This is a genomic window from Bradyrhizobium sp. 14AA (genome assembly GCF_054185205.1).
Genome location: NZ_JAVAYM010000031.1, coordinates 31786 through 54726, shown reverse-complemented (window position 1 = coordinate 54726; position 22941 = coordinate 31786). Strand labels below are relative to the sequence as shown.

Below are 22941 nucleotides of genomic sequence, written 5' to 3'. Positions count from 1 at the left end.
GCAGAGCTGAGAGCCCATACGTTCAGGAGTTCGCTGTTGACGTCGCATGCCGCACGATCATTCGCGGCTGCCTTGAGGACACTGAGGCTCGCACGGCCTGAGCGAGCAAAACATTCGCTCTTCTCCGGCACCCGACTATGCACCTGCGTAGGTGAAGGCGGACCTGGGTGGACACATCCAAGGACGAAATCCACGACGACCCACAGCGCTTCGCCTCGCCCACGACAGTCACGCCATGCCGGTCGGCTCGAAGAGACGGCGGGACCGCAACAGAAGTTTGAGTAGCTGTATATCGATCGTCGCCACCGACCTGGCGTGAGCTACTTCTTGAGTAGATCGTTGGTGTAGAAGTCTGTAACCGGCTTGTTCGGGTCGGTACTCTCGGTTGCGGACATCAATTTCAACGCGTCCGATATCGTTTTGTCGCTGATCCAGCCGGCTGGCCGACCCTTCTCGAAATTCAGCGTGGCTGAAGTTGCAACGATCTGCGCTTTGATCAGCTCGTCCGAGGGAGCCGCGCTCCAAGCGCTTTTCAGCGCGGCCGTCGCTGCCGCCGGCTCTGACTTGGTCAACTCGATTGCCTCCTCGGTCGCGGCGAGGAAGCGCCTGAGCGGTTCAGATTTTTCGGCGATTCCCTTGTCGCTCACCACGACGGCAAGCCCAGGTACGCCGAGGCCGAACTTCGGCATGTCCAACACAGGAAATTTTGTGCCACTTCGCTCTTCGATAAGGGGCAGATCAACATTGGTATAAACGCTGATGAGATCGACGCGCCTTTGCATGAATTGGGGAAATTTCACCTGCGGGTCGACTTGAACCTTACTGATCTTGTCGCAGTTGATTTTGTTGATCGCGCAGAAGACGTCCAGATAGGTCGTGGCAGGGTCTCCGACGGAGATCGCAAGCGACTTGCCTTCCATCTGCGCCGGTGTTGTCACGGCCTTGTCGGGCCACGAAATGAGGGCGAAGGGCGCTCGCTCCTGATAAATCGCCGCGAGTTTGACCGGCATTCCTTTTCCGATTGCCGAGATGGCAAATATGGCGGGAACGACCACGACATCTTCATTGCCGCGTACAAGACCTCCGAGAGCTGCTTGTGCACCGGCGCCTTCTCCGAGAACGATATCGATTCCCTTCTTTTGGTAGAGGCCCCTCTCTTTACCCAGATAGAGGAAGCCATACTCGCCCTTTAGCTTCCAGCTAAACCGGACGTTCACAGTGTCCAGGGCGGACGCTGTCGTTGTCCAGAACGAGGCGGCGATCGCGACCGCAAGAACCCCAAAAACTTGGTGCAGTTTTGGCATAAGTCCCTCCTCTTCTGGTCTCTGCGGGCAAGTGCCCGTGACCGAAACAACCCCCGATAAATTTGATCTCGTATTGTGATCACATAAGACTTAATGTCAAGCGGCTTACCCGCCCGGGCCAAGCACAAACGCCCCAGTCGCCAAATGCGCCTCGGGTACACTCGTGCCAGGGAAGGGAGCGAAAGGGCTCCCGACAGACCATGGAAACTTCGAAGAGACCACCCATGCGGTTCCGGCACCTCGACATGAATCTGCTCGTCGCCTTGGACGCGATCCTGACCCATCAAAACATATCGCGGGCGGCCGAGCGACTACTGCTCAGCCAGTCGGCGACCAGCGGGATTCTATCCAGGCTGCGCCAGCACTTCGAAGACGAGTTGCTGGTTCGGAACGGCCGCCGAATGGCTCTCACCCCTCTCGCAGAGGAATTGGTGGCACCGCTCCGCGCCATCCTGACCGAAACGGAAAAACTCTTGGCAATGCGAACCTCGTTCGACCCAGCAACCTCCGAGCGACATTTTACGATCGCGTGCTCTGACTATGTCTGGGCAACTCTTATCGTCGATATCCTTGCCGCATTGCGCGCTGTCGCCCCCTCGGTCAACATATTCTACCAAGGCCCAAGCACCCGCTTTTTTCGCACCGAGATCGATTTCCTGATCGTTCCGGATCGATTCATGCTGGAAGATTGTCCGTTCGCCGCCCTCCCTTCGATTAGCTACGAATGTATCGTATGGAAGGAGAACGAAAGCGTCGGGGATAGCTTGACGCTCGAACAGTTTCTCGAGATGCGTCATGCGCAGGCCTATAGCGAGCGAGCGACGTTCATAGAAGCTTGGTTCTTCAAGCAATTTGGCCGCGCTCCACAGGCCGGGATAACGGCACCAAGCTTCACCCTGCTTCCGCAAGCGCTTATCGGGACCCAGTTCCTGGCGCTCATCCCCGCGGACCTGGCAGATCGGGCATCGGCCACGCTGCCGATAAGGAAAGTGGAAGCTCCCATATCCCTCCCCCTCATGACCGACGTTCTTCAGTGGCGCATCTCGCATGAACGAGATCCCGGGCTGCAGTGGCTGCGAACCCTCATTCTCGACGTTGCCCATCGACGACGGAATTCCCGACAGATTGGCTTCCCGGTTGCGGGGTGAAGATGCAGCGGGTCTCGACCAGCGGCGCTGTTACGCCGAACGCGTCGCGGGTCGGAGCATTGTCCGACATGAGCGTTCCTTGAAGAACGCTTGCTTCAGGGTATCTAGCAATCGACCACGTTGACGGCCAGGCCACCCAGACTCGTTTCCTTGTACTTGGTGCGCATGTCCTCCCCCGTCTGGCGCATCGTTTCAATGACGGCATCGAGGGACACGTGATGTTGGCCATCACCATGCAACGCGAGCATCGCCGCATTGATCGCCTTGATCGCACCCATTGTGTTGCGCTCAATACACGGGATCTGCACGAGGCCACCGATCGGGTCACATGTGAGACCGAGATTGTGCTCCATGCCGATTTCGGCGGCGTTCTCGATCTGCCGGTTGGTGCCACCCAGGACGGCCACAAGACCTGCTGCCGCCATGGAGCAAGCAACGCCGACCTCGCCCTGACAACCCATTTCGGCGGCGGATATCGAAGCGTTTCGTTTGTAGAGCATACCGATCGCGGACGCCGTCAGGAGAAAGATGCGGGCTTTTGCCGGGCTCGGATCCGGGAAGAACATCTCGGAGAATTTCAGGACCGCGGGTATGACGCCGGCAGCTCCATTCGTCGGCGCAGTCACGACCCGTCCCCCGGCCGCGTTCTCTTCATTGACCGCGAGAGCAAAGAGGCTGACCCATTCCATCACGTGAAATGGATGTGCCGCCCCCTTTGACGTCGTCTTGAGCTTGCTGAGCAGGCCTGGCGCACGGCGCGGTACCTTCAGGCCACCAGGCAGAACACCCCCGTTGACACACCCGCGATCGATGCAGCGCATCATGGCATCGCGAACGCTATCCAGGAATGCATTGGTTTCAGTCTCCTCCCTATGCGATAGTTCGTTTGCAGCAACGATATCGGCAATCGACAAGCCGGTCCTCTCACCTATCGCAAGAAGCTCATGCGCTGACGTGAACGGGTACGGCTCACATCCAACGTTTCGAACAGCGGGGTTCCTCGGCTGGTCGCCTTCACACACGATCGCGCCGCCGCCAACGGAGTAATAGGTTTGACGAAGCAGGACGCCCGTATCCGAATGCGCTGCGAATTTCATACCATTTGAGTGCCCCGGCAGGAACTCGCCGGTGCGGAAGGTGAGGTGCTGACGCTCATCGAAGCCAACCGCATGACGACCGCCAAGCAAAATCTCGGAACGCGATCGGATCAGCCCGGCAATAATGGATATGGCTTCAGGATCAACGGATTCTGGCAGCCAGCCCGATAGTCCCAGCAGAAGGGCAATATCGGTGCGGTGACCCTTGCCAGTCAGCGCCAGCGACCCGTAGAGCTCGACGACAACCAAGCGACAGCGCCATAGATCTTCGCCCAAGCATTCGATGAATCGATGGGCCGCGCGCATCGGTCCAACGGTATGCGAGCTGGATGGGCCGATTCCGATCGTGAATAGATCGAGGACACTGATCGGACCGGCTAGGCGCCTGGCCGATAAACTAGGTGTGGTGACTTGTTCGACAGTCTTGGACATGGACGCGCACCTCAATCAAGTGATTGATTTCAAATGCGCCCCATCTGTCTATTTGCCTGAGAGTATTATCCCGTCGGCGGGTGCCAAGGCACCTCTTTCCAGATGTTGTTTCGTCACACGCGGTCCTTGTTGCCTGAGAGTTTCCGGGGCGGTTGCTCCTTCGGCGTCGGCCGAAGCCGATCTCTTCCGCAAGCGACGTCTTTGGGACTCGACCTCCTGAGTCACGACATCAAAATTGTGGCTGCACTTCTCAAGTATTCTACTACGCGGCTTGGGTCAACAATGAACCGAAGATGCAAAGTCTTGCCGTTCTGCGTCGTTTACGGGGTTGACCTGCCGGTAGAGGGATTTCGGTCTGGGCGCTTTGAATTGAGCCATTGGGTCTTGTCGGTCAATCCGGAGTGCACAGCCAGCGAAAAGATACTTTAATGAATTCGTTGAGGACTTCGATTGAATGCTCCTCACAGTGCTGGCTCGCGATATCGAAGGTTTCAAGCCAATCCACCGGACTGAACTCTCGTGCTTCGCGGTGTAGGTATAGGACGCGGCGTTGGCATGGGGCTAAATGCGCATCTTGGGCCTCAACAGATCCGGGGCAGTTGCTCGCCCGACAACCAGTCGACGATTCGGCCACCGCCAAAGCTCGTCGCCATCTGCACGAAGTGATGATCGTCCGGCACCGCTTCGCCGATATCGGCGGCATCGCGACTGAGCGGGTGCGCTCTCATGGCGGCCAGCACGGCTCCGGCGACATCAGGCGACACGATCGCGACCAGCTTCCCCTCATTGGCGACGTAGAGCGGATCGAGCCCGAGCAACTCACAGGCAGCCGCCACCCCCGGCTTGACCGGGATCGCCTCTTCCTGGAGGCTGAAGCCTAGTTCGGACTGCTGGGCAATTTCGTTCAATGTCGCCGCGAGGCCGCCGCGCGTGGGATCTCGCATCAGACGGATGCCGCGGCCGCCCGCCGCCACCATCCTGGCGACCAGATCATGCAGGGCGGCCGAATCCGAGACGATCTCCGTTTCAAAGGCGAGGTTCTGGCGCTTTGACATGATTGCGACGCCGTGATCGCCAAGCGTGCCCGAGATCAGCACCCGATCTCCGACCCTCGCATTCTCGGCGGAGAGATCCAGCCCCTCAGGCACCAGGCCAACGCCCGCGGTCGAAATGAACAGGCCATCGGCCTTGCCGCGCTCGACGACCTTGGTGTCGCCGGTGATGATATGAACGCCGGCGGATTGCGCCGCCTCGCCCATGGAGTCCGCGATCATCTTGAGGTCTGAAAACCGAAAGCCTTCCTCGATAATGAAACTCGCAGACAGATAAAGCGGTCGGGCACCGGCCATGGCGATGTCGTTGACGGTGCCGTGCACCGCGAGCGAGCCGATATTGCCTCCGGGAAAGAACAGCGGTGAAACCACATAGCCATCAGTCGTCATCACCATGCGCCCGGCGCCGACGTCGAAGGCGGATTGATCGTTGCCGCGCGCCAGCCATTCGTTGCCGAAGGCCTCGTGGAACAGGCCCGAGATCAACTGCGACATCGCACGGCCGCCGGAACCGTGGGACAGGTCGACGCAGCCGTGCTTGATGTCGAGCTTGCGCTGATGGGTTCTCATGAAGCCCGCTTCTGCTGACGATCGCGGAAGCGACCATAGGTCCAATGCGCGGCACATGCGCCTTCCGAGGAGACCATGCAGGATCCCACCGGGGTCTCCGGCGTGCACACCGTTCCGAACAGCTTGCAGTCGACCGGTTTCTTGACACCGCGCAGGATCGCGCCGCATTCGCAGGCCGGATTGTCGGGGACGTGCAGCTCGTTCATGGCGAAACGTATCTCCGCATCAAATCTGGCGTAGGTTTGCTTCAGCTTCAATCCGCTATAGGGCACGAGCCCGAGGCCTCGCCATTCGAACTGGTCGCGCAGCTCGAAAATATTCGAGACCTCCTCCTTGGCGCGCGGATTCCCATCGCGCGTTACGGCACGGCTATATTGATTCTCCACCTCGTTCCGGTGCTCGTTCACCTGACGCACCAGCATCAGAATCGCCTGCATCATGTCAAGCGGCTCGAAGCCCGAGATCACTACCGGCTTGCCAAATTCCTCTGCAAAGACCTCGTAGGGCTCGGTGCCAATGATGATGCTGACATGCGCGGGCCCCACGAAGCCGTCGATCTCGACGCGGCGGATGCTGCGGATGTCCGGACTCTCCAAAATGTTCCGCATCGCCGGCGGCGTCCGCACGTGGTTGCAGACCACGCTGAAGTTTTCGAGCTGCTTCTTCTCGGCGCGCCGGATCATGATCGCAGTCGGCGGCGTCGTGGTCTCGAAGCCGATCGCGAAGAACACGACTTCCTGCTCCGGATTCTCTTCCGCGATCCGGATCGCATCGACCGTGGAATAGACCATGCGGACGTCGGCGCCACGTGCCTTTGCCTTCAACAGCGAGGCACCTTGCGAGCCCGGCACCCGCATCAGATCGCCATAGACGCAAAGGATCACCTCCGGCCGATCGACCAGCCGCATCGCCATGTCGATACGTCCCGCCGGCAGCACGCAGACGGGACAGCCGGGGCCGTGGATCATCCGCACGTTCTTGGGCAGTATGTCCTCCAGGCCATAGCGCGAAATCGCATGCGTATGTCCGCCGCAGAACTCCATGAAGCGGTAGGATCTCTGCGGATTGGCCTCAGACCGGATCGCCCTGGCCAACCCCAGCGCGATTGCCTTGTCGCGAAATTCGTCGGCGTATTTCACTGCATTGCTCCCTGCCCCTCGGTGCTGAGCTCACGCATAAGCTCCAGCGTCCGCCTCGCCTCATCCGGATCGATCTTGGTCAGGGCATAGCCGACATGGATGATCACGTAGTCGCCGACGGCAAGATCTGCGATCAGCGCCACCGAAATCTCCTTGGTGACGCCGTCGATCGAGACGACGGCCATCTCGTCGGGAAGGAGCTTTGTAACCTCTGCAGGTATGGCGAGACACATCAGGCGTTTCCTTACAGCCTTTGTTGTTCGAGCATTTGAAGAGCGGCAACCCAGGCTTGGCCGAGGCTCAAACCGCCGTCATTCGGCGGCACCTGGCGCGCGAGCTGCGGATTGAGGCCGACAGCGACGCAGCCGCGCTGCACCTCCTCGCTCAGGATCGCGTTGAGGAAGCAGCCGCCGCTCAAAACGACGGTGGTGAGGCCGGTCTCTCGTGCCGCACAGGCGATCCAGTCGACGCAGGCCGCGGCAAACGTGCCATGAAACAGCTCCGTGCCTACGGTCGGACCGGGGGCATCAGCCACAAGACGTTCAAACAGCGGATACAGCGACAACACGCCTTGTTCGATTGTCCAGGCATCCTCGGCGACGCGTGTCCGGCGAACACGCGCCTCCAGCTTCATCGCGGCTTCGCCTTCATAGCTCTGCCGCGCGGAGAGCCCCAGCAATCCGGCGGCTGCATCGAACATCCGACCGGCGCTGGTCGTCGTTGGCACGTCGGGCTGGTCGAGCAGGGCCAAAACACCCGCCGCCAACGGCTGCGCCGCAAAGCGACGTGGAATCTCCGCGCCGCGCCCGAGCGCCTGAAGCACGCCGGCAGCCATCCGCCAAGGCTCGCGCGCGGCGCGATCGCCGCCTGGCATCCTGAGCGGCACCAGATGTCCGATCCGCCGGAAGCGCGCGCCCTCACATCGCAAGAGCTCGCCGCCCCAACTCCCGCCGTCGCTACCATGACCAAAGCCGTCAAGCACCAGTGCCAGGACGGGTCCGTCGATACCGTGCTCCGCCATCACGGACGCCGCATGTGCATGATGGTGCTGAACCGCAATCGGCCTGTGGCCGCTCGCCTCGGCAAAGCGGGTGGAGGCCATGTTGGGGTGAAGATCATGCGCCACGACGGCCGGCTCGACATCCAGCGTCGAGATCAGGTGCTCAATCGTCTCTTCGAAGAAGCGAATGCCGTCCACGGTATCGAGATCGCCGATGTGCTGGGAGACGAAGGCTTCATCACCGCGCGTAATCGTGACAGATGCCTTCAGCGCGCCGCCCACTGCGAGCACCGGCGGCACGGCACGCGCCAACCGTATCGGCTCGGGAACATAGCCGCGGGCCCTCCGGATGAATTGCGCGCGTCCGGCAACGACCGACAGCACGGAATCGTCAGCGCGCGTGACGATATCGCGATCATGGGTGACGATCAGGTCGGCAATGCCGGCGAGCCGCCGCTCCGCCTCGTCATTCTCGATGACTAGCGGCTCGCCGCCCGGATTGGCGCTCGTCGCCACGATCACCCAAGGAGAGCCGTCCGCACGCGGGTGTGCCGAGTTCAGCACATGGAATACCAGATGATGCAGCGGCGCGACCGGCAGCATGACGCCGATCCGCGACAGGTCCGGTGCGATTTCCGGCGCGAGTTGCCGACGCGATGTCAGCAATACGATCGGGCGCGCCGTCGACTCCAACAATGCCAGCTCTGTTGCATCCGCGCTAGCGATCTTCGCGACAGAGTCGACTGCGGCAACCATGACCGCAAACGGCTTCTGCTCCCGCTGCTTCCTCTGCCGCAGACGCCGCACTGCCTCGTCGTCTCGGGCATCGCACAAGAGCTGATATCCACCGAGTCCCTTAAGCGCGACGATTTTCCCGCCTGCGATCTCAGCAGCGATCTGCTCGATGCCGTGGCTCAAGCGTGGACCACACAATGAACAGGCGATCGCCTCGGCATGAAAGCGACGGCTCGCGGGGTCGGCATATTCTGCGGCGCAGGCCGCGCACATCGCGAAATGCTTCATCGCGGTGGAGCGGCGGTCATAAGGCAGCCGCTCGGCAATGGTATAGCGCGGACCGCAATGGGTGCAGTTGACGAAGGGGTAAAGATGGAAGCGGCTGCTCGGATTGAACAGCTCGCTCAGGCACTGGGCACAAGTCGCGGCGTCGGCGACGATCCGCGTCGACACCCTGCCCTGCTCGCTGGCGCGAATACAGAACTCGTCGCTTTCAACCGCGCGGATTTGCTGCACGGAGATCCCGTCGATCCGTGCCAGCGGCGGTTTCTCCAGCGGCAGCGCAGCGACGAAATCGGCAGCGCGCGCACCTTCAACCTCGATCACAACACCGTGCGGGTCATTGGCCACGAAGCCGCCGAGGCGATAGCGTATGGCAAGGCCATAGACATAGGGCCGAAAGCCAACGCCCTGCACGGCGCCGCGCACGTGCAGGCGGAGCCTCCGACCATCGCGCGCTGCGGCTCCGCCGCTCATCATCATGCCGATACGGCACTCAGGGATGCCGCCCTCGCCTTCTCGGCGCGCTTCCGGATCCAGGCATAGAACGCCGCAAATCCCTCTCCGGTCCGCGCCGATACCGTCAGCACCTCGATCTCTGGGTTGACCCGCCGTGCATATTCGATCGTCCTGGCGAGATCGAAGTCGAGCACAGGCGCGAGATCGATCTTGTTGATCAGCATCAACGAGGACGCTGCGAACATGTTGGGATATTTGAGCGGCTTGTCCTCGCCTTCGGTGGTCGAGAGCACCACGATCTTGCAGGCCTCGCCGAGATCAAACGCTGCCGGACAGACGAGATTGCCGACATTCTCGATGAAAAGGATGCCGCCGTTGAGCCGGGGCAACCGGTCATAGGCCTCGCCGATCATGGCCGCATCGAGGTGGCAGCCCTTGCCAGTGTTGACCTGGACCGCCGGTACGCCTGTCGCCCGGATCCGCTCGGCGTCGTTCGAGGTCTGCTGATCGCCCTCGATCACGCCGATCGGGCAATTGTCTTTCAGTTCGGACACGGCGCGGGCCAACAGCGTGGTCTTTCCGGCGCCGGGGCTCGAGACCAGGTTGAAGGCGAGCACGTCATCCGCGCGGAACCGCGCGCGGTTGTCGGCCGCAAGGCGGTCGTTCTTGCCGAGGATGTCACGCTCGACCTGGATGATGCGGTCGCTGCTCATGCCGGCGATCGTCTGCTCGGCCGGGTCGGCGCCGCAGTCGAGCAGGCCGGGATCTCCGCGGTTTCGATCGTGGTGATGATGAGGGCGATGATCATGGTCGTGATGACCGTGTCCATCGTGACCATGATCGTGATGATGACTATGAAGATGCGCGTGATCATGCCCATGGGGGTGATCGTGCCCACGCTCAATGGAAGCTTTGCCGTCACCGCAGCCGCATACTGTACACATCAGTCGACCTCCAATGCCCTGACCCGCATCTCTTCTCCACCGGTCACTTGCAATTGATAGCTGCCGCAGCCAGGGCATGGCTCATAGCGCTGCTTGATTTCGACGCTTGTCGAGCAGGCCATGCACCAGGCGGTCCCAGGCGTCTCGACGATGTCCAGGGTCGCACCTTGTGCAATGGTGCGTGCGGCGACAGCTTCGAAGCAGAATTTCATCGCCTCCGGCGCAACATGGCTCAACGCGCCGATCTCGAGGCACACTGCCTTCACTTTTGGGAGCGCGCGCCTGCGCGCCTCCTCCTCGACGATCTCGATGATGCCTTGGCAAACCGCCATCTCATGCATGGCCAACCCCACGGAAGCTGAGGTTAAATCCGACGCAGGGATCGAAGGAGCCGATGAGCGTACGGACGGCATTCTGCCCCTGGCGACCGGCGGCAAGCGCCGAGCCCTGCAGGCTGCGGACCAGCGGTCCACGTGCATGGAAGTTCCATTCGGTCGGAGCCAGCGATTCGAAGCGGACGATGCGGTTTTCGTTATTGCACTCGACGATTTGATAGAGCCGGCCGCGGGCGCATTCGACGGCCGCCGCACCTTTGCCGGCGCCAAGCCGGTAGCTATCGACGACGCCGTCCTCGAGCGCCTCGTCGCCCGTCTCGAGCCAGGAGCAGAGGCGCGTCACTTCCGCAATCCGCGCCTTCAGCCGCTCGGCAGGTCCGGCGCTCGGCGGCAGGACCGGCTGGCGCCGGACCCGGCGTGCCCACACACCGGTCTCGGGAATTCGACCGTGGAGATCGGGGGCATCGGAGAAGCTCGCGCCATCCACAAGCAGCCGCATGATGACATCGAGATCATCGGCGACGGAAAGAAACGAGTGTTCGACGACCGGCTGCAGCAGCGCATGCCCATCGAAGCTCGAAAAATGCGCTGCCAGCGCGCTGCCTGGCGTCAGCGCCTCTCCTTCGCCCGCGATTCCGAGTGCAGCGAGCACCGCCTTGATGCGCGATACCGCCTCGCAACGCGCCGACACCTGCCCGCCTTCGCCGAGGAGGCCACCAAGGACGGCGGTCGCCTGCATCATGGCGCGCACCGCGGCGGCGCTCGCGCCGTCCAGGGTGAGCTGGCCGACGAACAGACCACGGAACAGTTCCGCCAGCCGCTCGGCGACGACAGCGGTGACGCGGCGATGCATGGTCTCCGGAGGACAATCCTCGCCGCGCGCGGCTTCCACCGCTCCCAGAAACGCCACCTGATGTGCAACCGAGCACAGCGAGAACAGCCGCGGCAGCACGGAGAGCAGCGACGAGACGGGCTTGCCCGCAAACAGACGCGTCAACGGCAGCCGGCTCCGGGGCAGGATTGCCACGTCGGCGATCGTATCCTTGGCGAGCCACACCGTGATGTCGATCTCGTTGCGGAAGCCGGGGTTCATTCGTGCTGCTCCGTCAGAACAGCCCGCATGAAGCTACGCCGATCGATCGCGCTTGTAGCGGTTTCGCGGCGTCGGGTCGCCTCCTTGCCGTCGGCCGGCAACATGAGTTCGTTGATGGCCGCTTCCGCCGTTGCCCGCGCAGAGGCCACGTCGGCAAACCCGAACATGGGCGAGAACAGCGAACAGCTCGCGATGCGGCCCACATGGTTGACGTCGCTGAGGATGAACTCAATATCGCCGGCCGGAAAGCGAGAGCGCAATGTCGAAGCTGAGGCCGCCGGCGCCAATTCGCCGGCCGGCATCACCACGTTCATGAACCAGGGCGTGACCATGATACCGATGATCGTGCCGTTGAACACGCGGAAGCTAACTGCCTCGACGTCGAGGGCGTCGTTGTAGATCGGCAGCTCGCGCATCGCGCGCTCGCCGATGTCCCGGTAGACGTGAGCCAGCCGCTGCCCCCAAGCTGCCGCGTCGGCGTCAGTGGCAGGCGCTTGCGCATGAGGTTTCATGACGCGATGGCCATGAATTTGGACTTTGGCGCGTCACAGTTCGGGCAGCGCCAATCGTCAGGAAGGACCGCGAAGGGCGTGCCGGATGCGATCTGCGCGACATCGTCGCCATCGGCGGGATCGTACACCGTCCAGCAGATGCCGCATTCCAGTCGCGTGCCTTCGGTGACATCCTGGCGAACGCCACAATTCTCGAATACGCTCATTTGAAATAGGCCTCGATGATTTCCTGGAGGCGCTCAGCGGAGTCTTCGAAGTCCTCGTCAGCCGCGATTGCCACGGTCGGCACACCGCCAACCTCCAGCGTGTCAAGGATGATGGCATCCATGGCGTTGAAGAACTGCACCGACCAGACGTTGCGGATACCCGTCGAGAGCACCCGGCAAGTGCCGTAGCCGCGTGAAACGAGCTGGATCGGCCCATTCCTGATGGTGTCATGGAGGAAGCTCATGTCGACGGGGCTCATCGGCAGCAGCGTGAAATTGATGATTTGCGAGCGAATGCTCGGCCGCCAGGCCAGCGCGCGCTCGCGGATTTCCGCGAGCACCGGCAGCGCGTTCATCGCGCCTTCCGGCGCCTGCCCGATCTCGAAATCCGCAGTGGTAAGATCAGCAGCGGCGCGCTTGACGATTTCCGGGATTGCGCCGACTTCGAGGTACTCATGATTGGCGTCGATCTCGAGCCGCACGTGCCAGATTCCGGCCAGCGCCGATTCCTGGATCTGCGCCAGCGATCCGTCCGGCAGCGCGACGAAGCCGGCAACTTCACCTTGGCCGAGCACGTCCGCAATCAGCTTGCGCTCGAGATGGTTGAGATTGGCGAGCCGGAACAATCGTGTCGGCACGTCGGTCTTTTGGCTTGCGATGGCCGCTACCACTTTCGACAGCAGATCGATTGCATTCGGACAGCGCTTGGCCAGCTCCGCGCTGTCCAGCGTGGCAAGCCTCGCCAACGCGCCCGCGGCCGTCAGGCGGACGCTCGATGCATTCAGGCTTTCCTCGCCGATCGAAAACACGTTGATCGGCTGCTCGGCGCCTCCAGGCGCGGTCCAGAAACCCGCTTTCATATTTCGACACCCTGTGAGCGACGCTGGGGAATGATGACTGTCACGACAACACGCTCGCGCCGCACGGACGGTCGATCAGCTTGGCGATGCGGTCGACATAGACCGACCAGTCCTGGATCTTGGCGATCAATCCGAGCGTTTCGCCCTTGGCGATAAAGATCAGCGTCGGCTGCACCCGGACGCCAAAGCGCTGGCCGAGCTCGCTCTCGGCGCAACGCGCGATCGCGGCACCCCGCAGCCGCCCCTGAAAAGCGTCAATCAGTTCCGGCAACACGACCGCGACGTCGATCGCCTCCATAAAACGCGCGGGATCGCCCGCCGACAACAGCACGGCCACCGCACCGGCCTCATTGGCCGCGCCAAGAAACCGATCGACACTCGCGGCATCGACCTCGGGCAGGCCCCGGCGCGTCAGATTATGCTTTCCCTGCTGGAATTCCATCAGCCCCCTGGCAAGCCTATTTCTCTGACGTGAGAGGTTAGCAAAGCACATGTCACGATCAGTTATCGCCTTTCCTGGCCGATCTGATTGAGATAGATCCTTCATTGTCGCGTCCGCGAAGAGGGATGGTTTCGAATGAAACTTGTCTTTCATCCGCGGCGGACCAACCCGAGCCGCCCGCGATGCGGGTGACATCGAGGATCGGATTTGGAAGGTCGACCGCTGGGTCAAACCGGAGATGCTCGGGCAGTTGCGGTTCTCGCTCGATGAGGTCGGCGAAGAAACGGTCGCAATCCTCGCCACCGAGCACCGCGGTCAGCCCCTCGATCGCCTCAGCGATCAGTCGCGCCTCTGCCTCATCGAGCAGACGGATCGCGGTGTCGATATGGACGAGCACCTTGCTGCCGACCGGCAGGTCGGGGAGCAAAAGTATCGAGACACGCCGCCGCTCGCCGCGAAACTCGCATAGCGCCGAAACGCCGTCAGTCTCAACAATCGTCATCGGCAGGCCAAGGCACATCCCGCGTCTCCGGTCGCGCACGCCGGTCAGACCGGCTGCCGCATCCTCATCTCGTAGTGCTGATGGTCGATATCGTTGGTGAGCAGCCGTTCGGACTCCAGCAGCGGCTTGCTGCGCGGACTCGCCGTCGCTCCCCACTCAGCCAGGATTGCGCAGACCAGCTCGATCGCCGGCCCGATCTGATCGCTCACCGGCTTGGTCAAAGGGCCGCCCCAGTCTTCGAGATCGTACGGTTGGCAGCCGATCAACGCGAGATGCTTCGGGCAGCGCCCGAGCAGATCCGCCGCGCTGATGACTTCCTGAAATCCGGTCTGATGCAAGCTCATCTTCTTCGCGCTCGTGAAACGTGGAACTTCCTCGTCGCGCACCAGCTTCAACTCTCCCGGGCCGAGCCCATAGTCGATCGCGTCAAACACGATCAGACGATCGGCCTCTTCCAGATAGCTGACGAGGTAGAGGCCCTGCGTCCCGCCGTCGAGAATGGTGACATTGTCCGATACGACGTAGCGGCGGTGGAATTCCTCCACCGCCCGTACGCCGAACCCCTCATCGGCCCACAGGATATTGCCGATGCCGAGCACCAGAATGCGGTCTGTTGAAGATATCGGCATGGGCTTCGTTTCCGGCTTCAGTCGCGGAATTGCCGTTCGCCGGAGACCATCGAGGAGATGATGCCCTGACGCGACATGATATCTTCGCGGATCGCGGCATAGACGTGCACTATGACGAACGTCACGAGCGCCCACATGCCGAGATGATGCCAAGTGTGCACATCCTGACTGTTCGGCCAGATCGCGAACACCCAGCCGAACAGCTTGTGCTGCCAGCTATCGATTCCGGTGCCTTCCGAATAGAGCGCAAAGCCGGTGATGATCATGTAGGGCACGAACAGCGTGAAGCCCGTGAACATCCCGGTCCGCGCCAAGGGATTGTGGCCGACATACATTTTCGGCTTGTGTTCCAGGAACGCATACCAGCGGATTTCATCCAGCATTTCTCGCCAGAACTGCTTGCGATGAGCCGGCAGATAGAAGATCTGCCGGGAATGATGGTTGCCGACGAAAGCCCAGAAGACGCGGGTGAGGAAGAACACCGCCAGCACCTGACCGGCCGCGAAGTGGGCGAAGCGGATATAGCCCATTACGAAGTTCGCCGACGCCTCGCCCTCCACCGATGGCAACGGCATTCCGATCAGGTAGCCGGTCATCATCAGCGCGACGATAGAGAATGCATTGACCCAGTGGCAGATTCGCACCGGTGCTTCGTTGACATAGACCGTGGGACGTCCGATCGCAAGTCCACCGACCGCGTCCGCTGCGATCGCGGCGAGATCCGGCTCGGATTTCGCGCGACATTCAGCCGCATCCATCATGGTGCTTCACCTCTGGTTTATCTGACCTTGACGGTCGCCAGTTCCTGGCCATCCGGATTCATGACGTGCGTCGAGCACGCCAGGCACGGATCGAAGGAATGAATGGTGCGAAGGATCTCCAGCGGCTGCTCGGGATTCACCATCGGAGTATCCATCAAGGAGGCCTCGAATGCGCCGATATTTCCCTTCGGATCGCGCGGCGAGCCATTCCAGGTGGTCGGCACCACGCACTGGTAGTTGTCGATCTTGGTTTCCTTGATCTTGATCCAGTGCGCGAGCGCGCCGCGCGGCGCCTCGGTAAAGCCAAAGCCCTTGGCCTCCTTTGGCCAGCTCTCCGGCTTCCACTTGTCGACGTTGGCGGTCGAGCTATCACCCGACTTGATATTGGCGACGAGCTTATCCTGGAAATAGCGCATCTGGCGGCCGGCCCAGACCGATTCCAGCGCGCGCGCCGCGGTGCGGCCAAGCGTCGAGAACAGCGCCGACAGCGGCAGGTCGAGGTCCTTCAGGAATTTGTCGACCGGATCCTTGAACTCGGCCTTGTTCTGCGCGTAACCGACGACCCAGCGCGCGAGCGGACCGACCTCCATGGCGTGGCCTCGCCAACGCGGCGCCTTGATCCAGGAATATTTGCCGCCCTCATCGAGCTGCTCGATAGCCGTCTTGGTGCCCTTCGCATTGGGCCCGAGCACGTAGTTCGGCTCTGTGACGCCGTCCCAGGGATGCAGACCCTTGGTCTCGTCGGGATATTTGTACCAGGAGTGAACGACGAATTCCTGGATCTCGTCGGGGTTGGCATGGTCGACTGGAAACACCTCCGAGAGATTGCCGTTGATGATGGACCCTCGCGGCAGCTTCAGGTTCTTGGAGGAGTAGTCGTTGGCGTGTTCCGGCACGTCGCCATAGGTGAGCACGCTCTTGCCCGAAAGACCACCGCCATAGAGCCAATCCTTGTAGAACGACCCGATCGCCGCCACATCAGGCAAGTAAACCTGCTCGTTGAATTCAGTTAGACGATCGATGATCGACGAGATCAGGTTCAGCCGCTCCATGTTGATAGCTCCGACCGCCCCGGTACCGTCGACATTGATCGGACAGGGTACGCCGCCGACGAGCCAGTTCGGATGAGGATTCTTGCCGCCGAATATGGCGTGGATCTTTACGATTTCCTTCTGGAAATCGAGCGCTTCCAGATAATGCGCCACTGCCATCAGATTGGCTTCGGGCGGCAATTTGTAGGCCTTGCTGCCCCAGTAGCCGTTCTTGAAAGGACCCAACTGCCCCGAGTCGACGAACTTCTTGAGGCGGGTCTGGAGGTCCTTGAAGTAGCCAGGCGATGACAACGGCCAGTTCGAGATCGACTGCGCGAGCGTGGAAGTCGCCCGCGGGTCGGCCGAGAGCGCCGAGACCACGTCGACCCAATCCAGCGCGTGCAGGTGATAGAAGTGAACGACATGATCGTGCACCTGCAGCGCGAGCTGCATCAGGTTGCGGATCGAGTTGGCATTCTCCGGAATGGTGATTCCGAGCGCATTCTCGACCGCGCGCACCGACGTCAGGGCGTGCGTGCCGGTGCACACGCCGCAGATCCGTTCGGTGAACGCCCAGGCATCGCGCGGATCGCGGTTCTTCAGGATGACTTCGATGCCGCGCCACATCGTGCCTGTGGATACGGCGTTCCGGATGACGTTATTTGCGTCGACGTTGACCTCGACGCGCATGTGACCTTCGATGCGAGTGACCGGATCGATGACGATGCGCTTGCCGGAATTGTCGAGCTTGAATCCGTTGGGTGTCTGGAGGCCCATCGTTACTTTCTCTGACGACTAATGATCTTGATTTGCGTCTTCGCGCTTGGCGGCGAGCCGCTTCACGGCGGTGACGGCCGCGTGCACCGCCACAGCGGCACCGACGGCGCCGGCGGCAGCCATGCCGATCTGGTCAGTGTTCTTCTCGATGCCAAACTGTTTGATGTTGGTCAGGCGATCGTAGAACGAGCCCTTGTCCCAGAAGCCGTCCTCCGAGCAACCGATGCAGCCGTGGCCCGACTGAATCGGGAAGGACACGCCGCCGTTCCAGCGCACGGTCGAGCAGGCGTTGTAGGTGGTCGGGCCCTTGCAGCCCATCTTGTAGAGGCAATAGCCCTTGCGCGCCGCCTCGTCGTCCCACTCCTCGACGAACTGCCCGGCATCGAAATGTGATCGCCGATAGCACTTGTCGTGAATGCGCTGTGAGTAGAACATTTTCGGCCGGCCCTGGCGGTCGAGCTCGGGCAGCCTGCCGAAGGTCGTGATGAAGGTGACGACGCCGGTCATCACTTCGGCGATCGGGGGGCATCCCGGCACCTTGATGATCGGCTTGTTGGTGATGACCTGATCGATGGGCGTGGCCTGCGTCGGATTGGGTTTGGCCGCCTGCACGCACCCCCAGGACGCGCATGCGCCCCAGGCAACGATCGCCATAGCGTCGTCGGCCATCAGCTTAAGTTTCTCGACGAACGGCTTGCCGCCGTCGATGCAGAACATGCCGCCCTCGTTCAGCGGCGGATTGCCTTCCACGGCAAGAATGTACTGGCCCTTGTGTTTGGCGAGGGTCTCTTCGAGGATCGCTTCCGCCTGATGACCTGCGGCCGCCATGATGGTATCGTCATAATCGAGCGAGATCATCGACAGCACGGCATCCTTCGCCAACGGATGCGCGGAGCGGATAAAGCTCTCCGAGCAGCAGGTGCATTCAAGACCATGCATCCAGATCACCGGCACACGCGGTTTGGTTTCGAGCGCGTTGGCGATGCGACCCGCCGCCAACGGCTCAAGCCCGAGGCTTGTCGCTGTCAGGCTGCAGAATTTGTGAAAACTCCGACGCGTGATGCCCTGCCGCCTGATCACGCTGTAAAATGTTTCCATTGCGGCGCCCATGACCCTCCCGTCTTCGGCTTTGACTTATCGCTGCAACAAGGACAGCAAGAAGCAGGCCAGCCGCAGCGGCGCGCCGATACTGAGGAAACTCCGAGATGTTTCGGATTTGAATCGCCCAATTCACAGTGTGCGAAGAGATCGCGACAGTGAGAAACGGAACAATTCGATTTGCAGCTGGCAACGAGGTTTACGGGAAGCATGTCGCCGCAGCAGTTGTCGGTTGGCGACGTCAGTTGCGAGAAGCAGCAGGCGGAAGAAGTACAGGTTGCGCCGGCGGTGCTGGATGCCGTGGTGCCAGCGGCTGTTCTTGGCCATGAGCGCGGAGCGGTGCGCTGAAAACTCTGTTCAGACAACCGGGACCAGCTCTGTTGTTCACTTCACGGGAGCATATAGTGCCAATATGTCGGCTGCGATCCTACGAGATATCCGCTCATTCCCCTCCTCGCCATAATGCCCTCCGTCCATGTAAATTGGGCTGGCAACATCGGAAAAGATCGTACGTAAGTCATGAATCACTTTTTGCTCCAAACTCTCATCTTCTCTCTTGACCAACTTGCTTCTCATCAGAGAGTAAAGATCGTTTTTTCCTGGAAACCGTTTCTCTGATTTTAAAAGCTGATCCTCTTCATATTTTGTCCTGTGCGTCTTATCGGCCAACTGGGGCTCAAGGTAGAATAATGTTTTAAAGGATAAGCTCCTTGAAATAGCCTCTATAAACCGAACATTCCCTAGATAGACATCCAGAGCTCCGTCGGACAGCACGTCCAATTTTTTCGAGCAGCCCGCGAGCTGTGTTTTGCCGGTGAGCAGTCTTATCAGCGCGAAGTTTTCTAACCTTATACTTATGCGCGCTTTTGCCTCCTTTTTAGGAGATATTTTTTCGAGGTTTGAGTTGCCAAGCGGAACGCCCGGTTCTCCTTCATAACAAGCGGAGAAAGCCTCAACCGATCCGCCGTAAAAGACCACCAAATCAGGAACATTCCGCTTTCTCAATTCGATAACGAAGCGAATCAAGCTTTGGGTAGTTACATCCCCAATGACTGCATAATTTGTGACTTTGGCGCCGATTCCATTTTCGGCTAACATTTTGGCGACAAGTGAGGGAATGGTGAGGTCGTCGCTAGATCCAAGCCCCCACAAAGTCGACCCGCCAAAAAAGAATATTTTTAACCTGGTACTCCTATCATCGTTGATTGCCTCGGAATCCCAAGTTCTTCTGGTGCCGTCGTTTACATTAATAAACTTCCCTCTGTAGTCCGCTTCGCGTGTTTGCGTATATGGAGCCCACGTCCGATGCTTAGCATCGGTGAGTTCTTTGAAGTACTCTTCCGCGAGGTCGGCGTTCGCATATACTCCAGAATTGGCTGCAGCCTTGGTGGCACCTTGACGTTCTCTCTTGTCAGCTCTCTCGTAGTAAGAGGTCAGCGATACTTCCAGAATCGTCAGGAAAAGAAGGGCAACACCAAGGATGACCCATATTTCATTCAATAGGGCCGTCAAGCGCATGACCCTCGTCCTCGCAACGGATGTTCTCAGCAGTGCATCATCTGCTCCCATAGGGTTCTCCGTGGAAGATAATTCTTTCAATTTACAGACCCTCGAAAGTCTTCCGGAATTTGGGTCACTAGGACTCTCGCAATTGAGTCCGCGTAGAGTCCGGCCGCTTTACCGTTTGGGTGGGAGTCTGTCTTCGTGACCCAGAGGGATTGTGGGGCTTGATTTTCCACAGCCGGAAGAAGGTCCAGAAATGGTATATCGAGAGCTTTCACCTTGGAGGCTACGAGACTCGTTATATCTTGAAATGGGTAGGGGGACAGCTCGTGCAGGTCCGGGTAGTTAACTACAATCAATTTGATGTTTCGAGCCTTGCAATAGCTCGCAAGTTCTTTCAACGCACCCTGCGCGCTCAACCAGCCGGGTTCATTCTCTTGGTAGAGACCGCGGTAATAGTGCCGCCAATCAGCCTTGCCGAAGTATGTTCGCATAAGGACATCGAAACGACCCGCGATGAATACTGCTGAATAGAAGTGCTCTAGAAAGAAATTCTCCGTTCTTCGCGGTGTGGGCTCTGCGTCATTGATAAAATAGTTCAGTACGACGATGTCAGGCTTGTATACGTACGCCTTCTTCATGAAGTACGTTGCTTCCATAGCTGTGTTCGCATTTCCAATCCCAGTATTTATGACCTCGAATTTTTTTTCCTTCGCGTTCAGCAGTCTTTCCAATCGGTATGATGTGACGTCTTCCGGTCTTGCGCCCCATCCAAACGTCAAGGAGTCGCCAAGCATCATGATCCGAACAGTGCCATTCTCTTTCGCCATGGAATGTTCGCGATCGCGCCAGCCTGCTGAGTTGATCGTTATGGGGACCCCCATGTAAACCCCACCCTTTCCAGGGGTGTGTTCGTGCCCTGCACCGGGTATCTCGCTAACCACTTTCAGGTCTTTGGCGTAACGCCACATTTCGATGTCGAAATTGGTGCCGTCTGCCTGCGTTAAACGCACATAGAATTCCAGTAGGGCGGCAACCATAATCAGGCTAGTCGCTATTGAAAGCATTCCGAAGATTGCTTTTTTTGTTTTGACATCCATGTGGATGGTCTTCCTCGAAATGCGCGCCGAAATCGTTCGTACAGGAAATAGAAATCACGACCGCTGCCTGGCGCACAGCCTGAAGGCCTCGCTTTCTAATCAAGTTCATAGCAACTACGATAGTCCTTCATCAACGATCTGCTCTGGTCTTCCTTCCGTAAGAGCGAATTGCCGACGGCCAGCACTTCGATTTCTGTTCCCATGAAACAGCGGAACGCGTCCTCTGGAGTGCAAACGATCGGTTCTCCTCGCACGTTGAATGAGGTGTTCACGACAACGGGGCATCCGGTTAGTTCCTTGAACTTCGATATCAGCCTGTGAAACCGCGGATTGGTCGTGCTGTGCACAGTCTGCACGCGCGCGGAGTAGTCTACGTGTGTGACAGCCGGGATTTCCGAGCGCACGACGTTCAACTTATCGATGCCGAAAAGCTGCTTTTGCTTTTCTGACATCGGCAACTGCTTCGTGCTCAGCACGTCGGCCACAAGGAGCATATAGGGGCTGTCGGAATGAAGCTGAAACCATTGCGACACCTCCTCTCGCAAAACACTCGGCGCAAATGGGCGGAACGACTCGCGATACTTCACCTTGAGATTTAGCTGCTTCTGGACGGTCGGTGAGCGGGGATCAGCAATGATGGAACGTCCGCCGAGCGCACGCGGGCCGAACTCCATCCGACCCTGCATCCACCCAACCGCCTTACCGTCGACGAGAGCATGTGCGACATTGTCAATCAGTGCTTCATCGAATTCGGCCGTGAATACCGCGCCGGCCTTTCCTAGACGCTCTTCAATCTCGCGCTGACTGAACTCCGGTCCGAGGTACGCGCCGTGCATGCTGTCGCCCGCATGGATGCTCCTGGGCTTCTCAAGCATGAGATGGTAGGCAGCGAGTGCTGCGCCCACTGCGCCGCCAGCGTCGCCAGAAGCCGGCTGAATCCAGATGTTGTCGAAGAGCTTTTCCCGCATGAGCTTTCCGTTCGCAACGCTATTGAGCGCCACTCCTCCTGCGAGGCAGAGGTTTCTCTGGCCGGTTGTGGTCCGGATTCCTTTTGCAAGCCTTAGGACGACCTCCTCGGTAACGGCCTGAATGGAGGCCGCTAGATCCATCTCCCTCTGCGTCAACCCACTTTCCGGGCGTCTGGCCGGACCACCGAATAGCGTCTCGAAGCGACCGTTGGTCATTGTTAGTCCGGTACAGTAGTCAAAGAAGCTCATGTCGAGGTGGAATGACCCATCCTCCTTGAGGTTGATCAGATGCTCCTTTATCAGATGCACATACTTTGGCTCGCCGTAGGGCGCCAGTCCCATTACCTTGTACTCACCGGAGTTCACCTTGAAGCCGATGTAGTAAGTGAACGCTGAGTACAACAAGCCAAGCGAATGCGGAAAGTGAATCTCCTTGTAGACTGATAGGTCCTTTCCCTTGCCGATCGCAAGCGAGGTTGTCGTCCACTCTCCGACACCATCCATCGTCAACACTGCGGCTTCGTGAAATGGCGACGGGAAGAACGCCGACGCTGCGTGACTAAGATGGTGCTCTGAAAAGCGGAGTCGCCTCGACCAATCAACATCATTCCCGAGGTGCTCTTTCAGGGCCTCAGCAATCAACGTTCTTTGAAACAGCTTGTCCTTTAGCCAAACCGGCATCGACGTTGTGAAACTCTTAAATCCCTTTGGCGCGAAAGCTAGATAGGTTTCAAATATCCGCTCGAATTTGCTAAAGGGTTTGTCGTAGAAGACGACATAGTCGACGTCGGCTGGACATAGTCCTGCAGCGCCGAGACAGTAACGAGCGGCACCGGCAGGAAAGCCTGGATCGTGTTTTTTCCGCGTAAAGCGCTCTTCCTGCGCGGCAGCTACCAGTTCGCCATCTGAGACGAGACAAGCGGCAGAGTCATGGTAGTAAGCTGAGATACCCAGGATATTCACTG

At 59.7% G+C, this 22941-nt stretch carries 22 protein-coding genes, 1 pseudogene and 1 riboswitch; of the genes and pseudogenes, 2 read left to right on the top strand and 21 right to left on the bottom strand.

Features of this window, described 5'->3' with window-relative positions:
* Positions 1-320 precede the first annotated feature (320 nt).
* Positions 321-1304 carry an ABC transporter substrate-binding protein gene (locus RAD15_RS37945; protein WP_458183825.1) on the bottom strand — a complete coding sequence of 328 codons (984 nt, stop codon included), beginning with the start codon at positions 1302-1304 and terminating at the stop codon, positions 321-323.
* Between the two features lie 224 nt (positions 1305-1528).
* Between RAD15_RS37945 and RAD15_RS37940 the strand changes: the two genes are divergently transcribed.
* Positions 1529-2452 (top strand): LysR family transcriptional regulator, encoded by a 924-nt coding sequence (locus RAD15_RS37940; RefSeq protein ID WP_458183824.1) that lies wholly within the window; start codon positions 1529-1531, stop codon positions 2450-2452.
* A gap of 104 nt (positions 2453-2556) precedes the next feature.
* Here RAD15_RS37940 and RAD15_RS37935 read toward each other — a convergent pair whose 3' ends face one another.
* The 17 genes and pseudogenes from RAD15_RS37935 to RAD15_RS37855 form a co-directional block, all read right to left on the bottom strand.
* Positions 2557-3981: an L-serine ammonia-lyase gene (locus RAD15_RS37935; RefSeq protein ID WP_458183823.1), complete on the bottom strand. Its 1425-nt coding sequence runs from the start codon at positions 3979-3981 to the stop codon at positions 2557-2559.
* Positions 3982-4091: 110 nt separating this feature from the next.
* Positions 4092-4180, bottom strand: a riboswitch (glycine riboswitch).
* Positions 4181-4562: 382 nt separating this feature from the next.
* On the bottom strand, positions 4563-5603 hold the full coding sequence (hypE, locus tag RAD15_RS37930) for a hydrogenase expression/formation protein HypE (protein ID WP_458183822.1): 1041 nt from the start codon (positions 5601-5603) through the stop codon (positions 4563-4565).
* Complete coding sequence (gene hypD, locus RAD15_RS37925; RefSeq protein ID WP_458183821.1) at positions 5600-6742, bottom strand: hydrogenase formation protein HypD; 1143 nt, start codon at positions 6740-6742, stop codon at positions 5600-5602. Before hypD ends, hypE begins: the two co-directional genes overlap by 4 nt.
* Positions 6739-6975 carry a HypC/HybG/HupF family hydrogenase formation chaperone gene (locus RAD15_RS37920; protein WP_049823376.1) on the bottom strand — a complete coding sequence of 79 codons (237 nt, stop codon included), beginning with the start codon at positions 6973-6975 and terminating at the stop codon, positions 6739-6741. The genes hypD and RAD15_RS37920 overlap by 4 nt, the downstream gene beginning before the upstream one ends.
* An 11-nt stretch (positions 6976-6986) precedes the next feature.
* Positions 6987-9239 carry a carbamoyltransferase HypF gene (gene hypF / locus RAD15_RS37915; RefSeq protein ID WP_458183820.1) on the bottom strand — a complete coding sequence of 751 codons (2253 nt, stop codon included), beginning with the start codon at positions 9237-9239 and terminating at the stop codon, positions 6987-6989.
* Positions 9236-10159 (bottom strand): hydrogenase nickel incorporation protein HypB, encoded by a 924-nt coding sequence (hypB, locus tag RAD15_RS37910; RefSeq protein WP_426411926.1) that lies wholly within the window; start codon positions 10157-10159, stop codon positions 9236-9238. Before hypB ends, hypF begins: the two co-directional genes overlap by 4 nt.
* Positions 10159-10500 carry a hydrogenase maturation nickel metallochaperone HypA gene (gene hypA / locus RAD15_RS37905; protein ID WP_458183819.1) on the bottom strand — a complete coding sequence of 114 codons (342 nt, stop codon included), beginning with the start codon at positions 10498-10500 and terminating at the stop codon, positions 10159-10161. Before hypA ends, hypB begins: the two co-directional genes overlap by 1 nt.
* Positions 10493-11551 (bottom strand): nickel-dependent hydrogenase large subunit, encoded by a 1059-nt coding sequence (locus tag RAD15_RS37900; RefSeq protein WP_458183818.1) that lies wholly within the window; start codon positions 11549-11551, stop codon positions 10493-10495. The genes hypA and RAD15_RS37900 overlap by 8 nt, the downstream gene beginning before the upstream one ends.
* A 32-nt stretch (positions 11552-11583) precedes the next feature.
* Positions 11584-12099, bottom strand: coding sequence for a [NiFe]-hydrogenase assembly chaperone HybE (gene hybE / locus RAD15_RS37895; protein WP_234684995.1), 516 nt, complete (start codon positions 12097-12099; stop codon positions 11584-11586).
* Positions 12096-12305 (bottom strand): rubredoxin, encoded by a 210-nt coding sequence (locus RAD15_RS37890; protein ID WP_458183817.1) that lies wholly within the window; start codon positions 12303-12305, stop codon positions 12096-12098. The genes hybE and RAD15_RS37890 overlap by 4 nt, the downstream gene beginning before the upstream one ends.
* Positions 12302-13165, bottom strand: coding sequence for a hydrogenase expression/formation C-terminal domain-containing protein (locus tag RAD15_RS37885; protein ID WP_458183816.1), 864 nt, complete (start codon positions 13163-13165; stop codon positions 12302-12304). The genes RAD15_RS37890 and RAD15_RS37885 overlap by 4 nt, the downstream gene beginning before the upstream one ends.
* A gap of 40 nt (positions 13166-13205) precedes the next feature.
* Positions 13206-13607, bottom strand: coding sequence for a hydrogenase accessory protein (locus tag RAD15_RS37880; RefSeq protein ID WP_458183815.1), 402 nt, complete (start codon positions 13605-13607; stop codon positions 13206-13208).
* Positions 13608-13839: 232 nt separating this feature from the next.
* Positions 13840-14127, bottom strand: a pseudogene (locus tag RAD15_RS37875) (HypC/HybG/HupF family hydrogenase formation chaperone); the annotation flags it as partial.
* 26 nt (positions 14128-14153) lie between these two features.
* Positions 14154-14738, bottom strand: a complete 585-nt coding sequence (locus tag RAD15_RS37870) for a HyaD/HybD family hydrogenase maturation endopeptidase (protein ID WP_458183814.1) — start codon at positions 14736-14738, stop codon at positions 14154-14156.
* 17 nt (positions 14739-14755) lie between these two features.
* Positions 14756-15499: a Ni/Fe-hydrogenase, b-type cytochrome subunit gene (cybH, locus tag RAD15_RS37865; protein ID WP_458183813.1), complete on the bottom strand. Its 744-nt coding sequence runs from the start codon at positions 15497-15499 to the stop codon at positions 14756-14758.
* A 17-nt stretch (positions 15500-15516) separates the two neighbouring features.
* Positions 15517-17307, bottom strand: coding sequence for a nickel-dependent hydrogenase large subunit (locus RAD15_RS37860; RefSeq protein ID WP_458183812.1), 1791 nt, complete (start codon positions 17305-17307; stop codon positions 15517-15519).
* Between the two features lie 18 nt (positions 17308-17325).
* Positions 17326-18417: a hydrogenase small subunit gene (locus RAD15_RS37855; protein ID WP_458183811.1), complete on the bottom strand. Its 1092-nt coding sequence runs from the start codon at positions 18415-18417 to the stop codon at positions 17326-17328.
* Between the two features lie 198 nt (positions 18418-18615).
* On the opposite strand from RAD15_RS37855, the gene RAD15_RS37850 reads away from it, so the two are divergent.
* Complete coding sequence (locus RAD15_RS37850) at positions 18616-18753, top strand: hypothetical protein (protein ID WP_458183810.1); 138 nt, start codon at positions 18616-18618, stop codon at positions 18751-18753.
* 36 nt (positions 18754-18789) lie between these two features.
* Here the strand turns inward: RAD15_RS37850 and RAD15_RS37845 are convergent, their stop codons facing one another.
* The 3 genes from RAD15_RS37845 to RAD15_RS37835 form a co-directional block, all read right to left on the bottom strand.
* A complete protein-coding gene (locus RAD15_RS37845) occupies positions 18790-19974 on the bottom strand; it encodes an SGNH/GDSL hydrolase family protein (protein ID WP_458183809.1) in 1185 nt (394 codons plus the stop codon).
* 26 nt (positions 19975-20000) lie between these two features.
* A complete protein-coding gene (locus tag RAD15_RS37840) occupies positions 20001-21008 on the bottom strand; it encodes an SGNH/GDSL hydrolase family protein (RefSeq protein WP_458183808.1) in 1008 nt (335 codons plus the stop codon).
* 95 nt (positions 21009-21103) lie between these two features.
* The gene (locus RAD15_RS37835; protein WP_458183807.1) at positions 21104-22939 is read right to left on the bottom strand and encodes a carbamoyltransferase family protein; all 1836 of its coding nucleotides are present in this window, start codon (positions 22937-22939) and stop codon (positions 21104-21106) included.
* Positions 22940-22941: the final 2 nt, after the last annotated feature.